Annotated in this window: 21 protein-coding genes and 1 tRNA gene; 4 read left to right on the top strand and 18 right to left on the bottom strand. The window is 35.4% G+C overall.

Going from position 1 to position 23,739, the window contains the following annotated elements:
* Nucleotides 1-243: 243 nt before the first annotated feature.
* The 15 genes from ACIQ1E_RS06085 to mraZ form a co-directional block, all read right to left on the bottom strand.
* Nucleotides 244-317 (bottom strand) — tRNA-Arg (locus ACIQ1E_RS06085).
* A 41-nt stretch (nt 318-358) separates the two neighbouring features.
* The gene (locus ACIQ1E_RS06090; protein WP_396169649.1) at nt 359-808 is read right to left on the bottom strand and encodes a GatB/YqeY domain-containing protein; all 450 of its coding nucleotides are present in this window, start codon (nt 806-808) and stop codon (nt 359-361) included.
* A 199-nt stretch (nt 809-1,007) separates the two neighbouring features.
* On the bottom strand, nt 1,008-3,023 hold the full coding sequence (gene ftsZ / locus ACIQ1E_RS06095; protein WP_396169651.1) for a cell division protein FtsZ: 2,016 nt from the start codon (nt 3,021-3,023) through the stop codon (nt 1,008-1,010).
* Nucleotides 3,024-3,061: 38 nt separating this feature from the next.
* Nucleotides 3,062-4,441 carry a cell division protein FtsA gene (gene ftsA / locus ACIQ1E_RS06100; RefSeq protein WP_396169653.1) on the bottom strand — a complete coding sequence of 460 codons (1,380 nt, stop codon included), beginning with the start codon at nt 4,439-4,441 and terminating at the stop codon, nt 3,062-3,064.
* A gap of 3 nt (nt 4,442-4,444) precedes the next feature.
* Nucleotides 4,445-5,170 (bottom strand): cell division protein FtsQ/DivIB, encoded by a 726-nt coding sequence (locus ACIQ1E_RS06105; protein ID WP_396169655.1) that lies wholly within the window; start codon nt 5,168-5,170, stop codon nt 4,445-4,447.
* Nucleotides 5,157-6,506: a UDP-N-acetylmuramate--L-alanine ligase gene (gene murC / locus ACIQ1E_RS06110; RefSeq protein WP_396169657.1), complete on the bottom strand. Its 1,350-nt coding sequence runs from the start codon at nt 6,504-6,506 to the stop codon at nt 5,157-5,159. The genes ACIQ1E_RS06105 and murC overlap by 14 nt, the downstream gene beginning before the upstream one ends.
* Entirely contained in the window at nt 6,503-7,591 is a 1,089-nt protein-coding gene (gene murG, locus ACIQ1E_RS06115) for an undecaprenyldiphospho-muramoylpentapeptide beta-N-acetylglucosaminyltransferase (RefSeq protein ID WP_396169658.1), read from the bottom strand. Before murG ends, murC begins: the two co-directional genes overlap by 4 nt.
* A 34-nt stretch (nt 7,592-7,625) precedes the next feature.
* Entirely contained in the window at nt 7,626-8,930 is a 1,305-nt protein-coding gene (locus ACIQ1E_RS06120; RefSeq protein ID WP_396169660.1) for an FtsW/RodA/SpoVE family cell cycle protein, read from the bottom strand.
* A 54-nt stretch (nt 8,931-8,984) separates the two neighbouring features.
* Nucleotides 8,985-10,322, bottom strand: coding sequence for a UDP-N-acetylmuramoyl-L-alanine--D-glutamate ligase (gene murD, locus ACIQ1E_RS06125; RefSeq protein WP_396169662.1), 1,338 nt, complete (start codon nt 10,320-10,322; stop codon nt 8,985-8,987).
* Nucleotides 10,322-11,551, bottom strand: a complete 1,230-nt coding sequence (gene mraY / locus ACIQ1E_RS06130) for a phospho-N-acetylmuramoyl-pentapeptide-transferase (protein ID WP_396169663.1) — start codon at nt 11,549-11,551, stop codon at nt 10,322-10,324. Before mraY ends, murD begins: the two co-directional genes overlap by 1 nt.
* Nucleotides 11,552-11,555: 4 nt before the next feature.
* Nucleotides 11,556-13,019 carry a UDP-N-acetylmuramoyl-L-alanyl-D-glutamate--2,6-diaminopimelate ligase gene (locus ACIQ1E_RS06135; RefSeq protein ID WP_396169665.1) on the bottom strand — a complete coding sequence of 488 codons (1,464 nt, stop codon included), beginning with the start codon at nt 13,017-13,019 and terminating at the stop codon, nt 11,556-11,558.
* Nucleotides 13,016-15,022, bottom strand: coding sequence for a penicillin-binding protein (locus tag ACIQ1E_RS06140; RefSeq protein ID WP_396169666.1), 2,007 nt, complete (start codon nt 15,020-15,022; stop codon nt 13,016-13,018). The genes ACIQ1E_RS06135 and ACIQ1E_RS06140 overlap by 4 nt, the downstream gene beginning before the upstream one ends.
* Nucleotides 15,013-15,363, bottom strand: a complete 351-nt coding sequence (locus tag ACIQ1E_RS06145; protein WP_396169668.1) for an FtsL-like putative cell division protein — start codon at nt 15,361-15,363, stop codon at nt 15,013-15,015. The genes ACIQ1E_RS06140 and ACIQ1E_RS06145 overlap by 10 nt, the downstream gene beginning before the upstream one ends.
* On the bottom strand, nt 15,360-16,265 hold the full coding sequence (rsmH, locus tag ACIQ1E_RS06150; protein ID WP_396169670.1) for a 16S rRNA (cytosine(1402)-N(4))-methyltransferase RsmH: 906 nt from the start codon (nt 16,263-16,265) through the stop codon (nt 15,360-15,362). Before rsmH ends, ACIQ1E_RS06145 begins: the two co-directional genes overlap by 4 nt.
* Nucleotides 16,243-16,713: a division/cell wall cluster transcriptional repressor MraZ gene (mraZ, locus tag ACIQ1E_RS06155; protein ID WP_396169672.1), complete on the bottom strand. Its 471-nt coding sequence runs from the start codon at nt 16,711-16,713 to the stop codon at nt 16,243-16,245. The genes rsmH and mraZ overlap by 23 nt, the downstream gene beginning before the upstream one ends.
* Nucleotides 16,714-17,093: 380 nt before the next feature.
* Here mraZ and ACIQ1E_RS06160 point away from each other — a divergent pair, with 380 nt between their 5' ends.
* Together ACIQ1E_RS06160 and yihA are read left to right on the top strand one after the other, a co-directional pair.
* Nucleotides 17,094-17,867, top strand: a complete 774-nt coding sequence (locus ACIQ1E_RS06160) for an alpha/beta fold hydrolase (protein WP_396169673.1) — start codon at nt 17,094-17,096, stop codon at nt 17,865-17,867.
* A 29-nt stretch (nt 17,868-17,896) separates the two neighbouring features.
* On the top strand, nt 17,897-18,517 hold the full coding sequence (yihA, locus tag ACIQ1E_RS06165; RefSeq protein ID WP_396169675.1) for a ribosome biogenesis GTP-binding protein YihA/YsxC: 621 nt from the start codon (nt 17,897-17,899) through the stop codon (nt 18,515-18,517).
* A gap of 64 nt (nt 18,518-18,581) precedes the next feature.
* Here yihA and gldC read toward each other — a convergent pair whose 3' ends face one another.
* Together gldC and gldB are read right to left on the bottom strand one after the other, a co-directional pair.
* Nucleotides 18,582-18,917, bottom strand: coding sequence for a gliding motility protein GldC (gene gldC, locus ACIQ1E_RS06170; protein WP_396169677.1), 336 nt, complete (start codon nt 18,915-18,917; stop codon nt 18,582-18,584).
* Nucleotides 18,907-19,872 carry a gliding motility lipoprotein GldB gene (gene gldB, locus ACIQ1E_RS06175; RefSeq protein ID WP_396169679.1) on the bottom strand — a complete coding sequence of 322 codons (966 nt, stop codon included), beginning with the start codon at nt 19,870-19,872 and terminating at the stop codon, nt 18,907-18,909. The genes gldC and gldB overlap by 11 nt, the downstream gene beginning before the upstream one ends.
* A 210-nt stretch (nt 19,873-20,082) precedes the next feature.
* Here gldB and nadE point away from each other — a divergent pair, with 210 nt between their 5' ends.
* Both nadE and ACIQ1E_RS06185 read left to right on the top strand, forming a co-directional pair.
* The gene (gene nadE / locus ACIQ1E_RS06180) at nt 20,083-20,889 is read left to right on the top strand and encodes an NAD(+) synthase (protein ID WP_396169682.1); all 807 of its coding nucleotides are present in this window, start codon (nt 20,083-20,085) and stop codon (nt 20,887-20,889) included.
* A gap of 89 nt (nt 20,890-20,978) precedes the next feature.
* Complete coding sequence (locus ACIQ1E_RS06185; protein WP_133276322.1) at nt 20,979-21,608, top strand: response regulator transcription factor; 630 nt, start codon at nt 20,979-20,981, stop codon at nt 21,606-21,608.
* Here the strand turns inward: ACIQ1E_RS06185 and dnaG are convergent.
* On the bottom strand, nt 21,605-23,581 hold the full coding sequence (gene dnaG, locus ACIQ1E_RS06190) for a DNA primase (RefSeq protein ID WP_396169684.1): 1,977 nt from the start codon (nt 23,579-23,581) through the stop codon (nt 21,605-21,607). The two genes, ACIQ1E_RS06185 and dnaG, sit on opposite strands and share 4 nt — an antisense overlap.
* Nucleotides 23,582-23,739: the final 158 nt, after the last annotated feature.

The raw sequence follows: 23,739 nt of genomic DNA on the forward strand, positions 1-23,739 counted from the left end.
GTCTTTTCTCAATAATGCTTTCAGTTCTTCGGAACTATAATTTGTTACTCTTAATGCTGCTCTACTCATGGTTTTTTTGAGTAAAGATACATATATTATTTGTAATTACATATTAGACTTTATATAAATACACCTTAAAGTTAGTGAATTTATTAATAGAGTAAAATGATTTTTGTGATTAACTTTTTTGCTTTACGAACAAAAAAAAGAGTGTTATTTATTTCTAAATAACACTCTAATAAGTGACCGCGGAGGGGTTCGAACCCCCAACCCTCAGAGCCGAAATCTGATATTCTATCCAGTTGAACTACGCAGCCAATATTTAATTAATGAATTATAAAACGTAATTCAAATATATTTATACTAAAAGTTTTTTGACAATCATTGAAATGGTTTTGCCTTCGGCAGTGCCGCCTAACTGAGCTGAAGCTATTCCCATAACTTTTCCCATAGAAGCAATTCCTGATGCACCAGTATCTGCAATGATTTTTGCGATGATAACCTCGACCTCGGCTTCACTTAACTGAGCAGGCAAGAATTTTTCAATGACAGCAATTTGAGCTAACTCTGGTTCGGCTAGATCCATACGGTTTTGCTCTGTAAAAATTTTGGCGCTGTCCTTACGTGTTTTAACCAATTTTTGAAGTAATTTTATTTCATCAGCTTCTGAGATTTCTTCTTTTGATCCTGTTGCAGTTTGCGCAAGAAGGAGTTCAGATTTGATGGCTCTTAAAGCTTCTAAAGCTACAGTATCTTTAGCTCTCATGGCGGTTTTAATTTCCTCCATAATTTGTGTTGATAAGCTCATATTTATTATGATTTTTAGATTTTAGATTGCAAACTGATAAATTAATTAAATATCTTTTTTTTACGGTTGCAATCAGGAGCACAAATTTAAAGTATTTTAATCGAAATAGCAACTCATTCCTTGCTTGTGGCATCGTTTATAAAAAAATAACCCGAAAATTAATTTAATTTTCGGGTTAGGTAACTTCGGTTTGAATTGGTTAGTCTACATTGTCATGTAAAAACGAATTGTTTGATCTCAATTGTAAGTCATCATTGCTGTCTGTGCCAACTGAAATTCTGGAATTTGAACCTGGAATTTGTAATTTTGTAAGGTCTACATTTTGTCTTTTATAGGCTGGTACTCTTTCAAGTTCGTCTATTTTTGAAATGTTATTGTGAAATTTATAATTGAACTCTTTCAATTTTTTTCTTCTTTCGTCTGTTCTCAATTTCATTGACTCTTGAATGGTCATATCCATCGGCGAAATATTTTCGAAAGCAGAAACTGAGTTGTCCACTTCCTCAATTTTTTTCATCGTGATATTCAATTCTTCAGGAATTACTTCCTCAACAACTGCTGTAGCTGCTGGTTTAGAATCTAATAATGCATTTTCAACATCGGTATATTCTTCTAGACTGTAGCGAATGATTCCATTGTCGGTCAATTCTGTTACAGGAACAAATTGAACAGGTTCGTTTACTTTTATATCTTTTGTTTCGTTACTGAGTTCAAAGATTGCTTTAGGCTCTTCTCTTTTGATAGGTTCAGACTTAAAAAGAGGCAGGTCAAATGATAAAGTCGCTTGTTCTTCTTTATGGAAAATTTTTGGTTCAACTACTTCGATTTGTTTAACTTCATTGGATGAAATTACAAAATCTAAGTCTTTGATAGGGGAGACAATTTCGAAAGTCACATCTAAGTTTCTAATGAATTCGTTCATACCCATCACTTCTTCGCTTTGAAGGACAACTTTTACGGGTTCTACTGCAAAGATTTCTGATTGTACCTCCTCAATTATTTCTGCTTGTACTTCTGCAACGGTTTCTACTTTAACTTCTTCTATGATTTCCGCTAGATCTTCTTCTAATAATTCAAAAACAATTCTATCCTCTGTTTTTGCTATAGGAGTTTCAATGGTGTTAGTGTAAGTAGCTACAGCTTTATTGGTTAAATCATAAACGTTTTTTTGTTCGTCTCCAAGAGTGTGTATTATTCTTGGCGGTTCTACGTTTACGATTTCACGTTGTTGTTCAATATCGAATCCAGTAGCAATAATTGTTACAGAAATAGAGTCTCCAAGTGATTCGTCTTCACCAACACCCATAATGATATTGGCGTTGTGTCCCGCTTCGTTTTGGATATAGTCATTGATTTCCCCAATCTCGTCAATAGTGATTTCATCAGAACCAGAAACGATGAGCAACAATACGTTTTTGGCTCCGGTAATTTTATTGTCATTTAAAAGAGGAGAATCTAAAGCAGAAATAATTCCTTCTTTGGCTCTATTTGCCCCTGTTGCAACGGCAGATCCCATTATGGCAGTTCCGCTATTGGCTAAAACAGTTTTAGCATCTTTTAAATCGATATTTTGAGTATAATGGTGCGTGATTACCTCAGCAATACCTCTGGAGGCTGTAGCTAAAACTTCATCAGCTTTTGAAAATCCAGCTTTAAAACCAAGGTTTCCATAGACTTCTCTTAATTTATTGTTGTTGATGACGATAAGAGAATCTACTTGTTTTCGCAATTTATTAATTCCAATTTGTGCTTGTTCTAAACGAACTTTTCCTTCAAATTGAAATGGTAATGTTACGATTCCAACGGTTAAGATATCTCTTTCTTTGGCCAATTGAGCAATTACTGGCGCTGCACCTGTTCCGGTACCTCCACCCATTCCGGCAGTGATAAAAACCATCTTGGTGTTGCTATCAAGCATTTTTTCAATCTCTTCGATACTTTCAATTGCAGATTGGTGTCCAACATCTGGATTTGCTCCAGCTCCTAGTCCTTCTGTTAGGTGTACGCCTAATTGAATTTTGTTTGGCACCGAACTATTGTCTAACGCTTGAGAGTCGGTATTACAAACGATAAAATCTACGCCTCTAATTCCTTGTTTAAACATGTGGTTTATGGCGTTGCTTCCGCCTCCACCTACACCTATAACTTTGATCACATTTGATTGGTTTTTTGGTAAATCAAACGAAATACTGCCAAATTCTGAGTTGCTCATCATCTTATGGTTTTTATTATTTTATTTATATAATTAGTTTTTTATTCTGCGTTGTCTAAGAATTCTTTTATTTTTCCTAAGTAGCCACTTAAGTCAAAAAAGTTCTTTTTGTTTGAATGCGTGTCAGTTTGTTTTTTGTCTGCTTTCTGTGATTTTACATCCTGAATTACTTCTTCTATTTCCTCCTCAATTATTTCTATTTTTGGTGGTCTTGCGACTGTGTGTTCTGTATGTTTTTCAATTTTAACAGCACTTTGTGTTTTGTTTTCTATGCTATTCATAACCAAGCCGACAACTGTTGCATAGAGAGGACAGGATATTTCTTCATCTGAATTCCCAGCCAAATGTTCGTTTGGATAGCCAATTCTTGTATCCATCCCTGTGATGTATTCTACTAATTGTTTGATGTGTTTTAGTTGAGCTCCACCACCTGTCAACACTATCCCAGCTATCAGTTTTTTTCGAGGATCATCGTGTCCATAATCCTTGATTTCTGTGAAAACTTGTTCGATAATTTCCACAACACGTGCGTGAATGATTTTAGACAAATTTTTCAGCGAAATTTCTTTAGGCTCTCTTCCTCTTAAACCTGGAATGGAAACGATTTCATTGTCTTTATTTTCACCAGGCCAAGCGGAACCAAATTTAACTTTTAACAGTTCAGCTTGTTTTTCGATGATCGAGCATCCTTCTTTGATGTCGTCTGTAATTACGTTTCCTCCAAAAGGAATAACAGCAGTGTGGCGTATAATTCCGTCTTTGAAAATAGCTAAGTCCGTAGTCCCGCCGCCAATATCAATCAATGCGACTCCAGCTTCTTTTTCTTCTTGGCTCAAAACTGCATTTGCCGATGCCAAAGGTTCTAGGGTTAATCCTGACAATTCAATGTCCGAACTCTGAATACATCGAGCTACATTTCTTATCGAAGAGGCTTGCCCTACAACAACGTGAAAACTTGATTCTAAGCGGCCACCATACATACCAATAGGCTCTTTGATATCTGATTGACCGTCGATTTTATATTCTTGTGGTAAAACATGTATTATTTCTTCTCCAGGAAGCATAGCCAATTTGTTTACTTGACCTATCAAAAGATCGATGTCGCTATTACTAATTACTTCTTCAGCATTTGTTCTGATGATATAATCACTATGTTGAATGCTGCGAATGTGCTGACCGGCAATTCCTACAACCACATTGTTGATTTTGTATCCTGATTTATTTTGGGCCTCAGCTATAGCTTGCTGAATAGATTGTATGGTTTGAGTGATATTGTTTACAACACCTCTGGCCACACCTAGGCTTTTGGATTTTCCAACACCCAAAATCTCTAATTTTCCGTACTCATTTCTCTTGCCGATCATGGCAACGATTTTTGTGGTGCCAATATCTAGACCTACTGCAATATTTTCTTTTTCCATTTTCTATTTTTTAGTACAAACCACTTGCTGCGCAAATCTCAGGTCGATTGTTTTATATTTGTATAAAGAACTATCTAAAACTGCTTTTTGAAAAAAAGCTTTGTAATTATTGAATTTGGCTTGCATTCTTACAATTCCACCAAAATCAATTTGATAATTATAATTCCTATTCAACATTTTTAAGCTTCCGTTTGGCATAATCTGTACACCAATGATATTTTTTTTCAAAAATTCATCGTCGTAGATTATCCGTAATAACTCGGCTAATTTTTCGCTATTTTTTTTATTTATTTCCCCTGAAACAAGTGGAACTCTAGCCGTATAATTTTGCGACAAAGGCATCTGATCTCCTTTATAATCAATATAAAAGGAAGTGTCCCCGTCATAAACTCTTGCTATGGGAGTTTTTTGTTTCACCACTGCTTTTAATACCCCGTCGGCACTAACAAACACATCAGATTTTTCAATCATTTCGTGCTTGTTCAGCCTTTTTTCCAATCTATTCAAATCTAATTTATCTTTACCTATACTTTTAACATCTAAATTATTTTCTATTAACAATTTATTAACCGTTTCTTGGGTAATAAATGGTGCGTTGTCTCCTACAAAAACGACCACTGATTTGGTCAATTTTCTGTGATTATTTCGATTTGAAGTAAACGAATACAGAAATAGAACCAATGAAAACATCAGTATTAATCGAATATTTGTCCAATTAAATAGTTTCATTCAGGGCATTTTTAATTGTTGTTACCATTTCTCCAATATCTCCTGCACCAATAGTTACGATGACGGTTGCGTCACTGTCAATTATTATAGGAATTAATAGCTGTTTTGTAATTAATTTTTTACTGTTATTTTCAATTTTTCCCAGTAACCAATTTGATGTAATTCCTTCCATTGGTAATTCTCTGGCGGGATAAATATCTAATAGCAAAATTTCGTCGAATGCTGACAAACTTTTGGCGAAATCATCGGCAAAATCTTTAGTTCTACTAAACAAATGTGGTTGAAAAATAACCAATACTTTTTGATTTGGATATAATTCTCGCACTGCTTGATGAACTGCATTAATTTCGGTTGGATGATGCGCATAGTCATCTATATAAACTAATTTGTCGGTCTTTATTTGATATGAAAATCTTCTTTTGATTCCTTTAAATGAACGCAGGGCACTAGCAATGTCTTCGGTTGGGAGGCCAAAAGTTTTTGCCATTGCCAATGCCATCAGTGCATTCATTAAATTGTGTTTTCCGGGTAAGCCGAATTCAATATTTTGTAATGTTTCTGTTGGTGTTTTTACATCAAAAACATATTGACTCTTTACAATTCTAATGTTGAAGGCAGAATAATCAGCCTCCGCATTTATTGTACAAGTAACTCCTTTTAAAGGAAGTTCATCAGTAATGAATAGTTTGGTTTTATCTTCTACTTTATTAGCAAATTCTTTGAAAGAAGCTTCAATTGAAGATTTATCTCCATAAATGTCTAAATGATCGGCATCCATTGAAGTTACGCAAGCGATATCTGGATGTAAGTGCAAAAAGGAACGGTCAAATTCATCGGCCTCTACGACTGTTACCGTTTTACCGTTTCCTATTAAATTTGAATTATAATTTTCTACAATTCCGCCAACAAACGCTGTTACATCCACACCACTTTCAAATAGAATATGACCGAGTATGCTTGATGTTGTTGTTTTTCCGTGTGTTCCTGCTACTGCAAAACAAAAAGTGTCTTTGGTAATTATTCCTAAAACTTCAGCTCGTTTTTTAACTTCATAGTTGTTTTTCAAGAAGTAGTTCCATTGCAAATGTGTTTTTGGAACTGCCGGAGTAATGATTACAAGTGTGTTTTCTACTAAATAGTCCTTTGGAATTAAATCGAGATTATCTTCAAAATGGATGGCTATCCCTGATTCATTTAGCTCTTTTGTTAGCTCGGTTTCAGTTTTATCATAACCGCACACATTTTTTCCAATAGCTTTGAAATAGCGTGCTAAAGCACTCATTCCAATACCTCCGATTCCTATGAAATAGACGTTATGTATTTGGTTTAGATTCATTGTATTAATTTCACGATTTCGTCTACGATTTGTTTGGTAGCGTATGGCAAAGCCAATAGCTTGATGTTTTTACTTAATTGTTCTTGTTTACCCTGATCTTTCAATAAGGCTTCGAAAACGAGGCTAAATTCTGAATCGAGTTCAGTTTCCTTAATCATTAATGCCCCTTTTTTATCAACGATAGACTTGGCATTTTTGGTCTGATGGTCTTCGGCAACATTTGGTGACGGAATGAATATTACTGGTTTCCCCACAATACATAGCTCGGAAACTGATGATGCTCCAGCACGCGAAATCACTATATCTGCTGCGGCATAAACCAAGTCCATTCGATCTATAAATGCCAAAACTTGCACATTGTCAGAATTGTATTTCTTGTAATCTTCAAAATATAATTTGCCACATTGCCATATTACTTGAACATCTAGCGATTCGAAAGTTTCTAGTTCTTTTTCAATTAATTGGTTGACTCTTCTTGCACCAAGACTTCCGCCAAGGACTAAAAGTGTTTTTTTTGTAACATCTAAATTAAAATAATGTATTGCCTCAGCTTTTTTACTTTCAATGTCGATTAAATCTTGACGAACTGGATTTCCAGTCAGAATCATTTTTTCTTTTGGAAAAAATTGTTCTAGATTTTCGTAAGCCACACAAATTTTGTTTGCTTTTTTGCTCAATAATTTGTTGGTGATCCCCGGAAAAGAATTTTGTTCTTGAATAACCGTTGGAATGTTCAAGGTATTTGCCATTTGCAATAAAGGACCTGAGGCAAAACCTCCAGTGCCAATTACAACGTCTGGCTTAAATTTTTTAAGAATCTTTCTGGATTTCCATAAGCTGTCGATCAATTTGAAAGGAAACATAACGTTTTGCAAGGTTAGTTTTCGCTGTAAACCTGCTATCCAAAGACCTTCTATTTTGTACCCGGATTGGGGGACTTTTTGCATTTCCATTTTATCTTTGGCTCCCACAAAAAGAAATTCGGCGTTAGGGAAACGAGATTTTAGTTCATTTGCAATCGCAACGGCAGGATAGATGTGTCCTCCTGTACCGCCACCACTTAATATGAATTTTAATTTTTCCATTAGTCCTAAAAATTATTTTTTGCTTAAAGATTTGCTATTTGTTCATAACCGCTTTCATCGGATTATTGGCATTATCTTGAATCGAGTAATTTTCTTCTATTGCTTCTTCCTCCTCATCCTCGTCTTCTTCTAATTGCTTATCAATTAGTTTTTTTAGAGCGGCCTCTCTTTTTGCTTTTTCTTTGTTTTCTTCGGCAATCTCCTCTTCTTTTTTAGTGACGTTGATTATAATTCCTAAAGCAATGCAAGACATCCAGATCGAACTTCCTCCGCTACTGATCAGTGGTAAGGTCTGCCCAGTGACTGGTAATAATTCTACCGCAACGGCCATATTGATCATTGCCTGAAAAATCATGGGAAATCCAAGTCCGACGACTAGCAGTTTGCCAAATAAGGAGTTTGCCTTGTGTGCTGCAATGACGAATCTAATAAATAACAAAAGATATAAAGTTAAAATTCCAAAACCACCGATAAGTCCCCATTCCTCGACGATGATAGCATAAATAAAGTCCGATGAGGATTGCGGTAAGAAATGTTTTTGCACACTTTTTCCAGGTCCCACTCCATAAACTCCGCCCGAAGCAATGGCAATTTTCGCTTTTTCAATCTGGTAATCGTCTTCGCCAGGTTTGTTTGAAGTAAAATTTTCAATTCTGCTTTGCCAAGTGCTTACTCTACTAAATAAGTGCGAATCAGGGAATGCTTTGGATAGCAATACGAATAGCAGTAGTGCTGCTATTCCGGCACCAATAATGAATGATAAATATTTTATAGGGTACTTACCCACAAATGTTAGCATCAATATCATCGAAAATATCAAGGCAGTAGTCGAGAAATTGGCTGGTAAAATCATTCCTAATGTTATGAAAACAGGCAGCCAAAGTTGAATTAATGATTCCTTGAACGTGTCTTCTTCCTCCCGTTTTTTTGATAAATACCTTGCAACAAATATTAGCAGAACTATAGTTGCCAATGTCGAAGTTTGAAATGATATCTTAATAAATGGCACTTGAATCCATCGACTTGCATTGGCTCCTGCAATAACAGTTCCTTTTATTAGTGTGTAGCCAAGTAATATCCAAACGATTGGTAGGGCAATTAATGAAATTCCTCTATAATAGTGGAATGGCACTTTATGAACCCAGTATATTATGATAAGACCAATAAAAATATGCGCTAAATGTTTTAGTAAATAGCTAATAGTATTTCCTGTACCTTGACCTATATAGGCCAAGTTACTGCTCGCGCTGAAAACAGGCATAAACGAAAACAAGGCTAATAGGGCCACGAATGACCATATTACTCTGTCGCCTTTTAAGTTGTTTACTAGTTCTTTCATTCTTCTTTTTTCGGGTTTTGTGTAAAGACAAAGCGCTAAAACCAAAGACCTTTTTTATAGATTTCTAACAGCATTTTTGAATTGATTTCCTCTATCTTCATAGTTTTCGAATAAATCGAAACTCGCACAAGCTGGAGATAATAATACTGTATCTCCTTTTTCAGATAATCTTTGAGCCATATTTACTGCATCTTGCATATTGTTTACTTCAATCATAATGTCTACAACATTGCCGAACATATCAATGATTTTTTTGTTGTCAACACCTAAGCAAATGATGGCTTTTACTTTTTCGCGAACCATCGACATCAATTCGTTGTAATCATTTCCTTTGTCCACACCACCGACAATCCATACGGTTGGGGTGTTCATACTATCCAATGCAAAGAATGTTGCATTTACATTTGTCGCTTTTGAATCGTTGATGTATTTCACATTTTGAATTTTCAGCACTTTTTCTAGACGATGTTCTACGCCTTGAAAATTGGACAAGCTTTCTCTAATTGTTGCATTTCTAATTTTCATCAATTTTGCTACAGAAGTTGCTGCCATTGCATTTTTCATATTATGCTTTCCTTCAAGTGCCATAGTTTCAGTTTCCATTGTGAATTCTTCTTCGTTGATGATGTTTACTTCCATTGTTTTTTCTTTTATAAATGCTCCCATTTCGATAGTTTGTGTCAACGAAAAGGGAATTAGTTGCGCTTTTGTTTTATTGGTTTTTAGCCATTCTGAGATTGCTTCATCATCTGCATCATAGATGAGGTAATCGTCCTCAGTTTGGTTCATTGTTATTCTAAATTTTGATGCTATATAATTTTCATATTTGTAATCATATCTGTCTAAATGGTCTGGACTTATGTTTGTAATTATGGCAATATGCGGCTTATAATCTGCGATTCCATCCAACTGAAAGCTGCTTAATTCCAGAACATAACTATCGTATAAATCATCAGCTACTTGCCAAGCAAAACTCTTTCCAATATTCCCTCCTAATCCTACATTTAATCCAGCGGATTTTAGCAAATGGTAGGTCAACATTGTTGTGGTTGTCTTACCGTTGCTGCCTGTTATTCCTATCGTTAGTGCTTTTGTAAAAGGCGCTGCGAACTCTATTTCTGATATAACGGGAACCCCTTTTTCGACCAGTTTTATTACAATTGCTGATTTTTTTTCTGGAATTCCAGGACTTTTCATGACCACATCAGCATTCAAAATCAATTCTTCTGTGTGTTTTTCCTCTTCCCAAGCAATCTCATTTTGTATTAGAACCTGTTTGTAGCTTTCTTTTATTTTTCCAAAGTCAGACACAAAAACATCATAGCCTTTTGACTTGCCTAGAATTGCTGTGCCAACTCCGCTTTCGCCACCTCCTAAAACTACTAGTCTCATTATCTTAATTTTAATGTCACGATTGATAAAATGGCTAACATTATAGCTACAATCCAAAAACGAGTTACAATTTTACTTTCGTGATATCCTTTTTTCTGGTAGTGATGGTGCAAAGGCGACATTAGAAATATTCGTCGGCCTTCGCCAAAGCGTTTTTTGGTGTATTTGAAATAAGCTACCTGCAAAACCACTGAAAAATTTTCGGCTAAGAATATTCCGCAGAAAAATGGAATCAGCAACTCTTTACGTACAGCAATTGCCAAAACAGCAATTACCCCTCCAATTGTCAAACTTCCGGTATCTCCCATAAACACTGTAGCTGGGTAGGAGTTGTACCATAAAAATCCAATTAAAGCACCAACAAATGCAGAAATAAACACTGTCATTTCACCTGAATAAGGAATGTACATTATGTTGAGGTAGTTGGAGAAAATGATGTTTCCAGATACAAAAGTGAATATTCCTAAAGCAAGTACCGAGACTGCTGAGGTTCCCGCCGCCAAGCCATCAATCCCATCCGTAAGGTTGGCTCCATTAGAAACCGCTGTGATGATAAAAATTACCATGGGAATAAATATTAACCAGGCCCAGTTTTTATATCCTTCACCAGTCCAAGCTAATAGTTCAGCATAGTCGAATTCGTGGTTTTTGAGAAAAGGAATTGTTGTCGCTGTCGATTTTTCGTAAACGGGTGCTTGTTTGATAACATTTTCGGTAGTTGCTTTGAAAAAGTCACTATTAGCTGTATCAGTACGCACGGTTACAATTGGACTAAAATATAAAACAGAGCCAACGATTAGTCCTAAACCTACTTGGCCGAAAACTTTGAAGATTCCTTTTAGGCCTTCTTTGTCTTTTTTGAATACTTTGATATAATCATCAATAAACCCAATGGTTCCCATCCATAAAGTGGTCACAACTAACAATACTATGTATATGTTTTGAAGTTTAGCGAATAGAAAAACGGGAATTAATGTAGCAAAAATGATAATTATCCCACCCATCGTTGGTGTTCCTTTTTTTTCATTTTGTCCCTCTAGGCCAAGTTCTCTTACAGTTTCACCAATTTGTTGATTTCTCAAAAAAGTCACAACTCTTTTTCCATAAATAGTGGATAGAAGCAATGAAAGCATAAAGGCTAAGGCCGATCTGAATGTGATATATTGGAAAACTCCTGCGCCGGGAAAATCCATTATTTTGTCTAAATATTCAAATAAGTAGTATAGCATATTTCTATTTATTGAGTTGGTTTAGTAATTCGGTTACAGTTTTCATATCGTCAAAATCGTGACGAATGCCTTGTATTTCTTGGTAGGTTTCGTGACCTTTACCTGCAATTAGTATAATGTCATTCGGTTGCGCCAGTTGACAAGCGGTTTTAATAGCTTGCTTTCTGTCAGTAATCGATAATGATTTTTTAAAGTTTTGTGGTGCTACACCTTGTTCCATTTCATTGATGATCACTTCAGGATCTTCATTTCGAGGATTGTCCGATGTTAGTACAACTTTATCACTAAGTTCTGTGGCAATTCCTGCCATTATAGGACGTTTTGCTTTGTCTCTATTTCCGCCACAACCTACAACTGTAATCAACTGTTCATTTTTAGTCCGAATGTCATTGATTGTTTTCAGTACATTTTCTAAAGCGTCTGGTGTATGAGCGTAATCTACTATAGCTGTTATATTGGCGTTAGAAACAATAAATTGAAAACGGCCTGACACACTTTCTAAATCAGAGAGCAAACGAAGCACTTCCAAATTTTCAATGCCTAATTGAACAGCTGTTCCGTAAATGGCTAAAAGGTTGTAAGCATTGAAAGTGCCGATTAGTTTTACCCAGACTTCTTGTCCATTTATTTTCAACAATAATCCTGACAATTGATTTTCGAGAATTTGCGCTTTATAGTCAGCATATGATTTTAGCGCGTAAGTCAGTTTTTTTGCTACAGTATTTTGCAGCATCACTTGGCCGTTTTTATCATCGATATTAGATAAAACAAAGGCTGTTTTTGGCAAATTATCAAAGAATGATTTTTTTACATCTCGGTATTCAGCGAATGTTGGATGATAATCTAAATGATCGTGCGATAAGTTGGTAAAAATTCCTCCCACAAAATGCAAAGCCTCGGTTCTTTTTTGATGAATTCCGTGAGAGCTCACTTCCATAAAGCAATATTCAATACCTGCATCAACCATTTCATTCAAGTAATGATTTATCGTTAAAGAATCTGGCGTGGTATGGGTTGCTTTGTATTCAATATTATCAACAATTATTTTTACTGTGGACAGCAATCCAACTTTAAATCCTGCTTTTTGAAATAATTGAAACAATAGGGACGCTATGGTAGTCTTACCATTTGTTCCCGTAATTCCAACAAGTTTTAATTTTTCGGATGGATTGTCATAGAAATTAGCCGCCATAAAAGCCAAAGCTTTATTGGTGTCTTTAACTTGTATGTAGGTAATCCCAGTTCGGAGAGTTTCAGGCAAAGTATCGCAAACCACTGCGATTGCACCATTTGAAATAGCGGTTTCAATAAAATCGTGACCGTTTGAAATAGTTCCTCTTATTGCGACAAAAACGTCATTTTCTGAAATTTTTCTTGAGTCGAAATCCATTTTATGAATAGCGATATCTGTCGAACCTTTCACAGATTCGATAGCTACTTTGTATATTATGTCTTTTAACACTATCACGATAATTCTAATATTATAGTTGAATTTTTATCTAATGGTTCGCCTGCTTGGATGGATTGTTTCTTCACCTTACCAATGCCAATTATTTTTACTTTTAATCCAAGATTTCCAAATAAGGCAACCGCATCCATTCCAGCCATTCCTTTTACATTTGGTATTTTTGACTTTTGCTCTTTTTGATTTTTTGCGAAATAGGAGTTGTAGTCTTTCTCTTGTTTTAAAATTTTTCTGTCGATGTTATTGATCTCATTTGTAGAAGGGGCATCGGTGAAAATCTTTTGAGCAATTCTTTTAAATACTGGCCCAGCGACATCAGCACCATAATAATTGTTGTTGACTGTGCTCGGTTTGTGGACCACGACAATGCAAGAATATTTCGGATTATCCGCTGGAAAGTAACCTACAAAGGATGAGGCGTAATATTTCTCAGAACCTCCATTTTTTGCATAATTTACTTGAGCGGTACCTGTTTTACCTGCCATTGAAAAATCTTTTGAGTAAAGCGCCTTTCCAGTTCCTCTTTTTACAACATTCTCTAAAACTGCTTGCACTTTATTAATGGTTTCTTTCGAGCAAATTTTTGGATTCATTACAACAGTGTTGTATTTTTTGATGGTTTTATCCCATTGCTTTACCTCGGAAACAATTTGTGGTTTGACCATTTTGCCGTTATTTGCTATGGCATTATATAAGGTAAGAGTCTGCAGTGGGGTAACCGAAACACCATAACCAAAGGCCATCCAAGGCAATGATAGATTAGACCAGTTTTTATCACTAGGTTGAGGTATATATGGAGTTCCTTCGCCTTTGAATTCTAACCCTAGTTTTTTATTTAAGCCTATCGCATTGATGTGATTTACAAATTGCTCTGGATTATTTTTGTAATTGTTGTAAACTGCCTGAACCATTACCGTGTTAGAAGAAACCTCAAAACCTCTAGCTAACGAAATTTTTCCATAACCGCCTTCGTGAGAATCTCTTACGGATTTTCCAGAATATTTAATAATACCGCCGTAAGTATTGAATACGGCACTTGTATCTATTTTTTTATCTTCCAAAAGAATCATTAGATCCACTAATTTGAAGGTGGATCCTGGTTCGTGTGACTCTGCATAAGCATAGTTTGTAGTTTCGAAATAAGTGCCATTAGCTGCTCTGCCCAAGTTAGAAATTGCCTTTATTTTTCCCGTTTTGGTTTCCATTACTACTGTACATCCGTGGTCTGCCTGATACAATTCTAGTTGTTTTAGTAGAGCGTGATGTGCGATATCTTGAATGTACACATCAATAGTTGATAGAATATCATAACCATCTTTTGGGTCAACTTCGTTAACGTCGCTAATAGGTTTCCATTGTCCTTTAGCAATTTTTTGTTTCAAGACTTTACCATCTTTACCGTCGAGGTATTTTCTGTAAGCCCATTCAATTCCTTTTCCATCGGGGGTTCCATCTGGATTTTTTCTTGCGTAGCCAATGGTTCGCTCTGCTATTTCTCCAATAGGATGTTCTCTAATTGTTTCTTGTTCTACAATAATACCGCCTTTATAAGGTCCCAATTTAAATAGAGGAAATCCTTTGATTTTTACAAATTCAGTGTAACTCAAATCGCGAGCAACTAGGAAGTACCTGTTTTTATTTGCTCTAGCTTTTCGCAATTCATTTAAATAGAAACTGCTTGGTTTTTTCAAAAGTACCGACAAAGAATCGGCTAGTGGTTTTATGTTTTTTTCAAACGCTTCTGCTTTTGGAGCAACAGCGTCAAATCTGATTTCGTAATTTGGGATAGAGGTAGCTAAAAGGCTTCCGTCGGCAGAATAAATGTTTCCTTTGTTGGCCGGAATAACGAAGTTTTTAACTGTTCGATCTTTGGCTAATTTTCTATAATAATCGCCTTCGACCCACTGAATATTGGTCAACTTTATAGCAATAGCAATTGCCATCATAAAGATGACAAACGCCACTAGATAAATTCTATAAGAAATATTTTTATCTTCTACTGCCATAATTTTTGAAAGAAATTTTTCTTTTCTACTGCTTTTTTGACTTTTATTTTTGTTGGAGGAACGGTTGATGGAAAAATTTGTCTTTCCAGCATTTTGTTCGAAACAGTCGATTCCATTTTCAGTTTCATCAATTCAGAGCGTCTATCTACAAATTCCGAACGAAGCTCTTTCACTTGATTGGTTAGTTCCGCTATTTTGAAAATTTTTTGTTCAAAACGTTGGGTGTTTGCAATCATTATGATGGCGAGCGCAATTAGAAAAACGATGAATCGCCAACTTTTTATAGCATCATCATCGATGAGAAACCTTGCTTTTAGTATGCCATAAACCCCGTTGTTCATTTTTTTTCCGCTATTCTCAATTTGGCACTTCGTGCTCTATTATTTAATTTAATTTCAGCATTATCTGGAATAATTAGCTTTCCAATGGTTTTAAAAGGAACTGAAAAATTGCCAAAAAAATCACGTTCCGGTTCCCCTTCGAACATTCCGTTTTTGATGTATCGCTTTACCAATCGGTCTTCTAATGAATGGTAGGAAATCACGCTTAGTCTTCCACCGGGACTTAAAACTTCTAATGATTGTTCTAAAAATTCTTTCAAAACATCCATTTCTTGATTAACTTCAATTCGAATGGCTTGATAGATTTGTGCCAAAACTTTATTTCTTATTTTTTCAGGTAAATATTTTGCCAAAACATCTTTCAGTTGGTCAGTTGTATTGATGGATTGGTGTTCTCTCGCTTCTATGATTGTTCTGGCCAAAGCTGGTGCATTTTTCAATTCTCCGTAATCCCAAAACACTCTTCTCAAATTGGCATCGTCATATTCATTGACCACTCTGTAAGCATTCAAATCATTTTTTTGACTCATTCGCATATCTAGCTCAGCATCAAAACGAGTTGAAAATCCTCTTTCAGCAACATCAAATTGGTGCGAGGAAACACCCAAATCAGCTAATATTCCGTCTACACTTTTCAAACCGTAAAACCGTAAAAACCGTTTTATAAACCTGAAATTTTCATTGATTAAGGTAAATCGTTCGTCAGGCAAAGCATTCGCCAAAGCGTCTTCATCTTGATCAAAAGCAAACAATTTTCCGTTTGGCCCCAATCTGCTTAAAATTTCTTTTGAGTGACCACCGCCACCAAAAGTCACGTCAACATAGATGCCGTCCGGCTTGATATTCAAGCCATCTACAGTAGGGTGAAGCAAAACAGGATTATGATATTCCATTGTCGTCATTTGTATTTCCCATTACTTCTTCGGCCAAATCTGCAAAATCTACATCTTCTCCGCTTATCGATTTTTCGTATAAATCTTTATCCCAAATCTCCACAATATTCACTGCTGACGAGAATACAACATCTTTTGAAATGCTAGCAAAAGCCACCAAATCCTTCGGAACTAATAATCTTCCTAAAGCATCAATTTCAACAATTTTTACTCCAGCAGTAAATCTTCTTATGAAATCGTTGTTTTTCTTAACGAAACGGTTGAGTTTATTGATTTTTTGCATCATCAAATCCCATTCTTCCATAGGGTATAATTCCAAGCAAGGTTGGAATACAGAACGTTTCAAAACAAAGCCGTTTTGAAGTGATGAAGCCAATTGCTTTTTCAAAGGCGCAGGCAGAAGGAGCCTTCCTTTGGCATCGACTTTACATTCGTATGTACCGACAATTGTATTCAAGTTCAGATTAGTTAAATGATGTAGAGCAAAAATAGAAAAATATTTACCACAATTTACCACAAAATACCACTTTGTTAATAAGTTTTACCACTTTTGATGCAGAATGCTTAGTTTATAGTCAATCAGAGCGTTAGATAAAAATTGGACTTCGGAATAGGGTGTAATAATTTTAGTATTAATTCAGAAGGTTAATGCATCTAAAATCGTAGTTGAATGAGCGGTTTGATCATTTAAATTTTGCTCAAAAACGATTTTGTTTTTTTATTGATTTACTCGTTTTTAAAAGAGAATAGATTTAAAACTATAAAATTCCACTCCAAGAATTATTTTTAAGTTATAAAACCTATCTTTGTCGGCATAGAAAATTTGCGACAAAACGTATGGAAAAATACTTGAAGAAAGAAGGCAGATACAGCTTTTATGAGGCTGGTGAAGGAACCCCTATTGTTGTTTTACACGGTTTAATGGGAGGTTTAAGCAATTTTGATGCAGTTGCTAGTTATTTTTCTGAAAAAGGGTATAAAGTTATTATACCTAATTTACCTATTTATACTCAAAGCATTTTGAAAACTAACGTAAAAGCTTTTGCAAAATACGTGAAAGATTTTATAACTTTCAAAGGCTTCGATAGAGTGATTTTGCTCGGAAATTCGTTGGGAGGGCATATTGCTTTGTATCATACGAAAATGTATCCAGAAAAAGTTGCTGGACTTATATTGACCGGAAGCTCAGGTCTATACGAGAGCGCAATGGGAGATAGTTATCCTAAAAGAGGGGATTATGAGTACATCAAAAAGAAAGCAGAGGACGTATTTTATGATCCAAAAATTGCTACCAAAGAACTTGTTGATGAAGTATACGCCTCAGTTAATGACAGAATTAAACTGATTAAAACCTTGACTATAGCTAAAAGTGCCATCCGACATAATATGGCTAAAGATTTGCCAAAAATGCATGTTCAAACTTGCTTGATTTGGGGAAGAAACGACAGAGTTACTCCTCCTTCGGTTGCTGAAGAATTTAGCGAATTAATGCCAAATGCTACTTTGTACTGGATAGAAAAATGTGGTCATGCAGCAATGATGGAGCATCCAGACGAGTTCAATCGCTTGCTTGATGATTGGTTAAGTCACACTCATTTGAAGGCACACTAAACCGCGGCTAAGACTTTATACCAATAATTATGAAAATTAACACAGCCGAATTTATCGTAAGTAATTCTCAAGTAGATAAATGTCCAAAAGACTTTTTGCCGGAGTATGCTTTTATTGGTCGATCCAATGTAGGGAAATCTTCATTGATCAATATGTTGACCAATCATAAAAATTTGGCCAAAACTTCGGGAAGGCCTGGAAAAACCCAATTGATCAATCATTTCAAAATCAATAATAATTGGTTCTTGGTCGATTTACCGGGTTATGGTTATGCTAAAGTTTCTAAAAAAACCAAGTCCGTTTTTCAGCAGTTTATTACCGATTATTTTGAAACAAGAGAACAACTCGTTTGTGCTTTTGTGCTGATTGACATTCGTCACGAAGCGCAAAATATCGACATTGAATTTATGGCGTATATGGGCGAAAGTGAAATTCCGTTTTGTATTATTTTTACCAAAGCGGACAAAATAAGTAAAACAAAAATTGATTCTCATATTGCTGCATACAAAAAGAAAATGTTTGCCAATAATTGGGCTGAAATGCCACAATATTTTGTTACTTCAGCTACTGAATCTACCGGAAAAGAAGAACTGTTAAGCTACATTGATGAGGTAAATATGGAGGTTTTCAAGAACAATAGTGAGTTTTAAAACTAAAATCAAAATCCCAAATTCTAATTTTAATAATTGAAATTTGGGATTTTTTTATTTTTTTTTATTTTCTCAATTCCAGCTTCTCTGCAAAATAATCGCAAAAATCCTGCATTGTCGCGGACATTTTTTCGTCGCCTGTAGCTTTCTGGAAAGTTTCGGTCATCGAGAGTAAGGTTTGATGAAAGAAGATTTTCATCTCGTCTACCGGCATATCTTTGGTCCACAATTCGATACATTTTGTAGTTTTTTCGTCGCTGTTCCATACCGAGAGCATAAAAGCTCTAGCTTCTTCTAATTCGACTCCACCTTCAACGGCAGCCCAAGATAATTTTTCTGGAATGCGGTTGTCGTCTAATTCAATTTGAATTTTAATTTCGGATTTATTGTTATTCGCCATTTTTTTTAGGTTTGTATTTAGATTTTTCAAATAATTCTTTAGCATTCATTTGCAGCATTTTTTCAAGCGGAATATCATTATTATTCATAAATGATCGCACCATTTGCCAACCTACCCAAGCACCAACTCTTCCTGGAGATTCGTTGTCGATTTCGAGATAAAACTTCGAAAAAGGCGCAGGGTTTATAAATCGGTTGTCTAATTTTGGATCGTCGCTGTACAACAATTCATTTTCTAGGAAGTAACGCCACATATACCCTTCGTTGTCCTCGCACCATTTATTTTGTTCTAAGCTGTATCCTATTTTATCTGCGTCAGTGTAATCCGGCAGAACCAAGTCTTTTAGGTATAATTGTTTTCCGTAATAAACCATTTGGCTTAGCAAATTCCGTTCGCGGTTAGGGGCAATCTTTTGTGCAGAAAAACTTGAAACTAAATCGGGAAGTATCTGTTTTTGCTCGAAATTTTGTTTCAAGTACTTAGGGAACTGATAAAACTTATGTTCTTTTCCCAAGTACATTTCTAGAGCTATCACCACCAAACTGTCGGTATAAATTATTTTGTTATTGTAATCCATTTCGGCAATAACGGTAACCACTTCTGGATTTTTTGTTTCTGGGAAATAATATTTTAGGTGTTGAAACAGCGTGTTGAGATCTTTTTTTACGGGTTCAAAATCGGAGTACTTTTTTTGAACTTCGGCGTATAGTTCTCGCCAAAGTGGATTTTGCATTTTTTCTAACCAAACGCTATCTGGCGTTCCTTGCGGAAAGAAATAGGGATATTTTTTTTTTAGTTGCCCTAAATCGTTTGGGGAAGTTTCAAAAAAATATTTGTCAAAGCGCTCTACTTTGATTTCTACAGGAATGTTTTGAACTGCTTTTTCGACTTTTGTTTTCTTATCGCAAGAAACAAAAATGGACCCAATGGTAAGTAGTAAAAGTATTCTTCTCATTTTATTTTTTTTAGCCCTGATAAAAGTGGAAATCCTTGCGAAAATAAATGCCAATTTTTCTTGTAAAAAATGAGCGACCAACGGAAGCTGCTTTTTTGCATAGAAAAATAGTATTTATTGAACAAGATTGCAACGGATAGCAGGAATAGCTCCTAAAAATTATTATTTTTGCAAATATACAATACCTACCATTTAAAAACCTTATCTATTATGTCTAAAAAAAGTACTATTCATGTCGAAAAAGTAAATACGCATATTGTCAACTGGTTAAAAACCTATGCTGAGAACGTAAAAGTTAATGGTTTTGTTGTGGGGATTTCTGGCGGAGTAGATTCGGCAGTAACTTCGACGCTTTGTGCTCAAACAGGTTTGCCGACTTTGTGTGTGGAGATGCCTATTCATCAAGCTCCAAGCCAAGTAAATCGGGGTAGAGAACATATTAATCAATTGAAAAATCGTTTTTCGAATGTTACTAATACTGAGGCCGATTTAACTTCGGTTTTTGATAATTTCAAATCTATTGTTCCTGCTGTGGATAATATAGACAAGGTAAGTTTGTCTTTGGCCAACACACGAGCTCGCTTACGTATGACGACTTTGTATTATTTTGCCGGGATTCACGGTTTGCTAGTCGCTGGAACAGGAAATAAAGTTGAAGATTTTGGTGTTGGGTTTTATACTAAATACGGTGATGGAGGAGTAGATTTGAGTCCAATTGCTGATTTAATGAAGTCGGATGTGTATGCCTTGGGTAAATATTTGCAAATTCCAAACTCCATTTTAGAGGCTTCGCCAACCGATGGTTTGTTTGGGGATGATAGAACAGATGAAGATCAGTTGGGCGCTAGTTATGATGAATTAGAATGGGCTATGCTAGAGGACGAGAATGGGAAAACTGCTTCGGATTTTGATGGAAGGGAGAAAAAAGTGTTCGAAATCTTTAAAAAATTGAATACCATAAATCAGCATAAGATGATAGCAATTCCAGTTTGCATCATAGAAAACGATATTAAGTAGTATTTTTCTAATATTTTTTGTGAAGTTTAAAGTTTTTTAATTAACTTTACTTATTCGTAAGTACAAACATTTCTAAAAAAAATTAAATTATGATAAAAGTTTGTTTAGCCAATAACCATCCCGTAGTGCATTTCGGAGTGAAATCGTATTTCAAAGATCACGATTCGATCTCGATAGTAGCCAATGTTGGAAACTTTTTAATGGTAAGAGACATCCTCCTAACGAAGGAGATTGATGTATTGATCTTGGATCTTGAATTAGAAGGTCTTTCTAGTATTTTTGAAGTAAAAAATATTTTGAAAAATTTTCCAAAAACTAAAATCATCATTTTCAGTGACCTTTCTGAACAAATATATGCTCCAAATGCTATAAAAGCTGGGGTTGCAGGTTTTGTTTCACAGAAAGAAAAACTTGAAACTTTGGGTCAAGCAATTATCAAAGTGAATCAAGGTAAAATCATCATTGATGAAACGGTTAAGAAAAACCTTGCGCTTATTGCGAAACAAAACAAAAGTGAGCGTTTGTATCGCAAACTTTCGAATCGTGAAGTCGAAGTGCTGCGCTATTTGAGTGACGGTAAGAAAAACAATGAGATTTCTAAAATCCTTAGTCTTAATGAAAAAACGATTAGTACGTATAAATTAAGATTGTTGCAAAAATTGAATGTTACTAACTTAGTGGATTTGGTAAACAAAGCCAAAACACTTGAAATAGTTTAGTTATAGCGAGACATTACTCTACCTAATTTTTTCGAAAAAGAATTGATTAATTTGGAATAATCCATCGCCATTGATAAAGGCTCAATGTTATCAGACCCTGGTTCTGATAATATTGAGCTTTTTATTTCTTCGATAATTCTATCGACCAAATACCATCTTAAAGTAAGAATAGTTTCAGAGACGTATTGACTAATAGTTTGGTCTTTTGTTTTTGGAAAAATATTTTGCCCTTCCCAATTGTGTAGCGTTACCCTTTCGTCTGCCATCACAATATCTGTTACTTCCTGCGCTAAATCAGGATGTAAGTGCATTATGTATTGTTCTACGCTGAAGGTCTCATTTTGATTTAAGAAGTCTATCAGGTTGTTGTAAATATCTCTGAATAAAGGATTTGCGAGTTCGGTTTCGTCTTCATGTAAACTCAAATATATTCTTTGGTATACTTTGTATTCCTTTTTTTCTATGAATTCTTTTATGTCACCTTCTTCATTGGTTTTCAAAAGCACATCTTCAAATTCTTGGACGCTATTACCGTATAGCAAGAGAATTTCAATGATTTTTCGTTCCAAGCCATAAAGAATATCAATTTTTTGAACCTGAACAGGAGTTTCGTTTTTGACAACTTCAAAAGCTTTTTGCTCCTGCTTCTGTTTTTTTCCAAGTTCAGAGATGTCTTTTTGAACTAACTGCGCCAAAGTACTTACCAAAACTTGTTCCGAAATATCCATAATTCGAGCACATTCCTGAACGTAAATTTCTCTTTGAATTCGGTCTGGAATTTTCGAAATACTAACAACCATATCCCGAATTAAATCTGCTTTTTTTATAGGGTCGTTTTTGGCATCATTCATAAGGAGTGATGCTTTGAATTGGATAAAATCTTTGGAGTTTTCATCCAAATATTTGACCAATTCTTCGTAAGGTGTTTTTTTTGCAAAACTATCTGGATCCTCTCCGTCGGGAAAAGCACAGACTTTTACATTCATCCCTTCTTCGAGAATCAAGTCGATTCCTCTAATAGAAGCGCGCAATCCGGCTGCATCACCGTCAAAAAGGACAGTAATATTTTTGGTCAATCTATTAATCAAACGAATCTGATCGGGTGTCAAAGCTGTGCCAGATGAGGATACTACATTTTCGATTCCTGCTTGGTGAAATTGAATTACATCGGTATACCCTTCGACCAAATAGCAATTATTTTCTTTGGCAATGGATTGTTTGGCTTGATAAATTCCGTACAAAACTTTGCTCTTGTGATAAATTTCACTTTCAGGCGAATTGAGGTATTTTGCCGCTTTTTTATCATTTGCCAAAATGCGTCCTCCAAAACCTAAAATTCTGCCTGACATACTCTGAATAGGGAACATTACTCTGCCTTTGAAGCGGTCGAATGGTCTGTCTTCTCGAGGGATCGTCAATCCGGTGCTTTCAAGAAATTCTAATTTGTACCCTTTTCCTAGTGCTTCTTTGGTTAATGCATCCCAAGTTTCAGGCGAATATCCAAGTACAAATTTCTTGATGGTTTCGCCTGTAAAACCTCTTTCTTTGAAGTAGGAAAGACCAATGGCTTTGCCTTCTTCAGAATGTAAAAGGGTGTTGTGAAAATAATCTTTGGCAAATTCAGAAACCAAATACATACTTTCCCGAACGTCGGTATTGGCTTTTTCTTCGTCAGATTGTTCGGTTTCTTCGATTTCGATATTGTATTTTTTTGCCAAATACCGAATGGCTTCCGGATACGTAAAGTGGGAATGTTCCATCAAGAAAGCGACTGAGTTGCCACCTTTTCCGGAGCTAAAATCTTTCCAAATCCCTTTGGCTGGCGACACCATAAACGATGGAGAGCGTTCGTCCGAGAATGGACTCAATCCCTTGAAGTTACTTCCGGCACGTTTCAATTGTACAAAATCGCCAATAACCTCCTCAACTCGGGCGGTTTCGAACACAGTATCTATGGTGGTTTTGGAAATCAATTTGTTTTTTTTGAAAGTCAAATTTACGAAGTTTACCGTCACTACATAATTTTTTTGAAACAAATAAAATTTAATAGCTGATCTTCGCTATTAATGATTTCGAAATGAGAATATTTTTTTTATAGTTCATATAAATATATAAAGTTTTATTCTTTTGA

The sequence above is a fragment of the Flavobacterium sp. genome, from assembly GCF_044348915.1.
Classification (GTDB): Bacteria; Bacteroidota; Bacteroidia; order Flavobacteriales; family Flavobacteriaceae; genus Flavobacterium.

Bases quoted from the DNA above. Each gene is read 5' to 3' on its own strand.
- ACIQ1E_RS06090 (WP_396169649.1), bottom strand. From the start codon at position 808: ATGAGCTTATCAACACAAATTATGGAGGAAATTAAAACCGCCATGAGA.
- ftsZ (WP_396169651.1), bottom strand. From the start codon at position 3,023: ATGATGAGCAACTCAGAATTTGGCAGTATTTCGTTTGATTTACCAAAA.
- ftsA (WP_396169653.1), bottom strand. From the start codon at position 4,441: ATGGAAAAAGAAAATATTGCAGTAGGTCTAGATATTGGCACCACAAAA.
- ACIQ1E_RS06105 (WP_396169655.1), bottom strand. From the start codon at position 5,170: ATGAAACTATTTAATTGGACAAATATTCGATTAATACTGATGTTTTCA.
- murC (WP_396169657.1), bottom strand. From the start codon at position 6,506: ATGAATCTAAACCAAATACATAACGTCTATTTCATAGGAATCGGAGGT.
- murG (WP_396169658.1), bottom strand. From the start codon at position 7,591: ATGGAAAAATTAAAATTCATATTAAGTGGTGGCGGTACAGGAGGACAC.
- ACIQ1E_RS06120 (WP_396169660.1), bottom strand. From the start codon at position 8,930: ATGAAAGAACTAGTAAACAACTTAAAAGGCGACAGAGTAATATGGTCA.
- murD (WP_396169662.1), bottom strand. From the start codon at position 10,322: ATGAGACTAGTAGTTTTAGGAGGTGGCGAAAGCGGAGTTGGCACAGCA.
- mraY (WP_396169663.1), bottom strand. From the start codon at position 11,551: ATGCTATACTACTTATTTGAATATTTAGACAAAATAATGGATTTTCCC.
- ACIQ1E_RS06140 (WP_396169666.1), bottom strand. From the start codon at position 15,022: ATGGCAGTAGAAGATAAAAATATTTCTTATAGAATTTATCTAGTGGCG.
- ACIQ1E_RS06145 (WP_396169668.1), bottom strand. From the start codon at position 15,363: ATGAACAACGGGGTTTATGGCATACTAAAAGCAAGGTTTCTCATCGAT.
- rsmH (WP_396169670.1), bottom strand. From the start codon at position 16,265: ATGACGACAATGGAATATCATAATCCTGTTTTGCTTCACCCTACTGTA.
- ACIQ1E_RS06160 (WP_396169673.1), top strand. From the start codon at position 17,094: ATGGAAAAATACTTGAAGAAAGAAGGCAGATACAGCTTTTATGAGGCT.
- yihA (WP_396169675.1), top strand. From the start codon at position 17,897: ATGAAAATTAACACAGCCGAATTTATCGTAAGTAATTCTCAAGTAGAT.
- gldC (WP_396169677.1), bottom strand. From the start codon at position 18,917: ATGGCGAATAACAATAAATCCGAAATTAAAATTCAAATTGAATTAGAC.
- gldB (WP_396169679.1), bottom strand. From the start codon at position 19,872: ATGAGAAGAATACTTTTACTACTTACCATTGGGTCCATTTTTGTTTCT.
- nadE (WP_396169682.1), top strand. From the start codon at position 20,083: ATGTCTAAAAAAAGTACTATTCATGTCGAAAAAGTAAATACGCATATT.
- ACIQ1E_RS06185 (WP_133276322.1), top strand. From the start codon at position 20,979: ATGATAAAAGTTTGTTTAGCCAATAACCATCCCGTAGTGCATTTCGGA.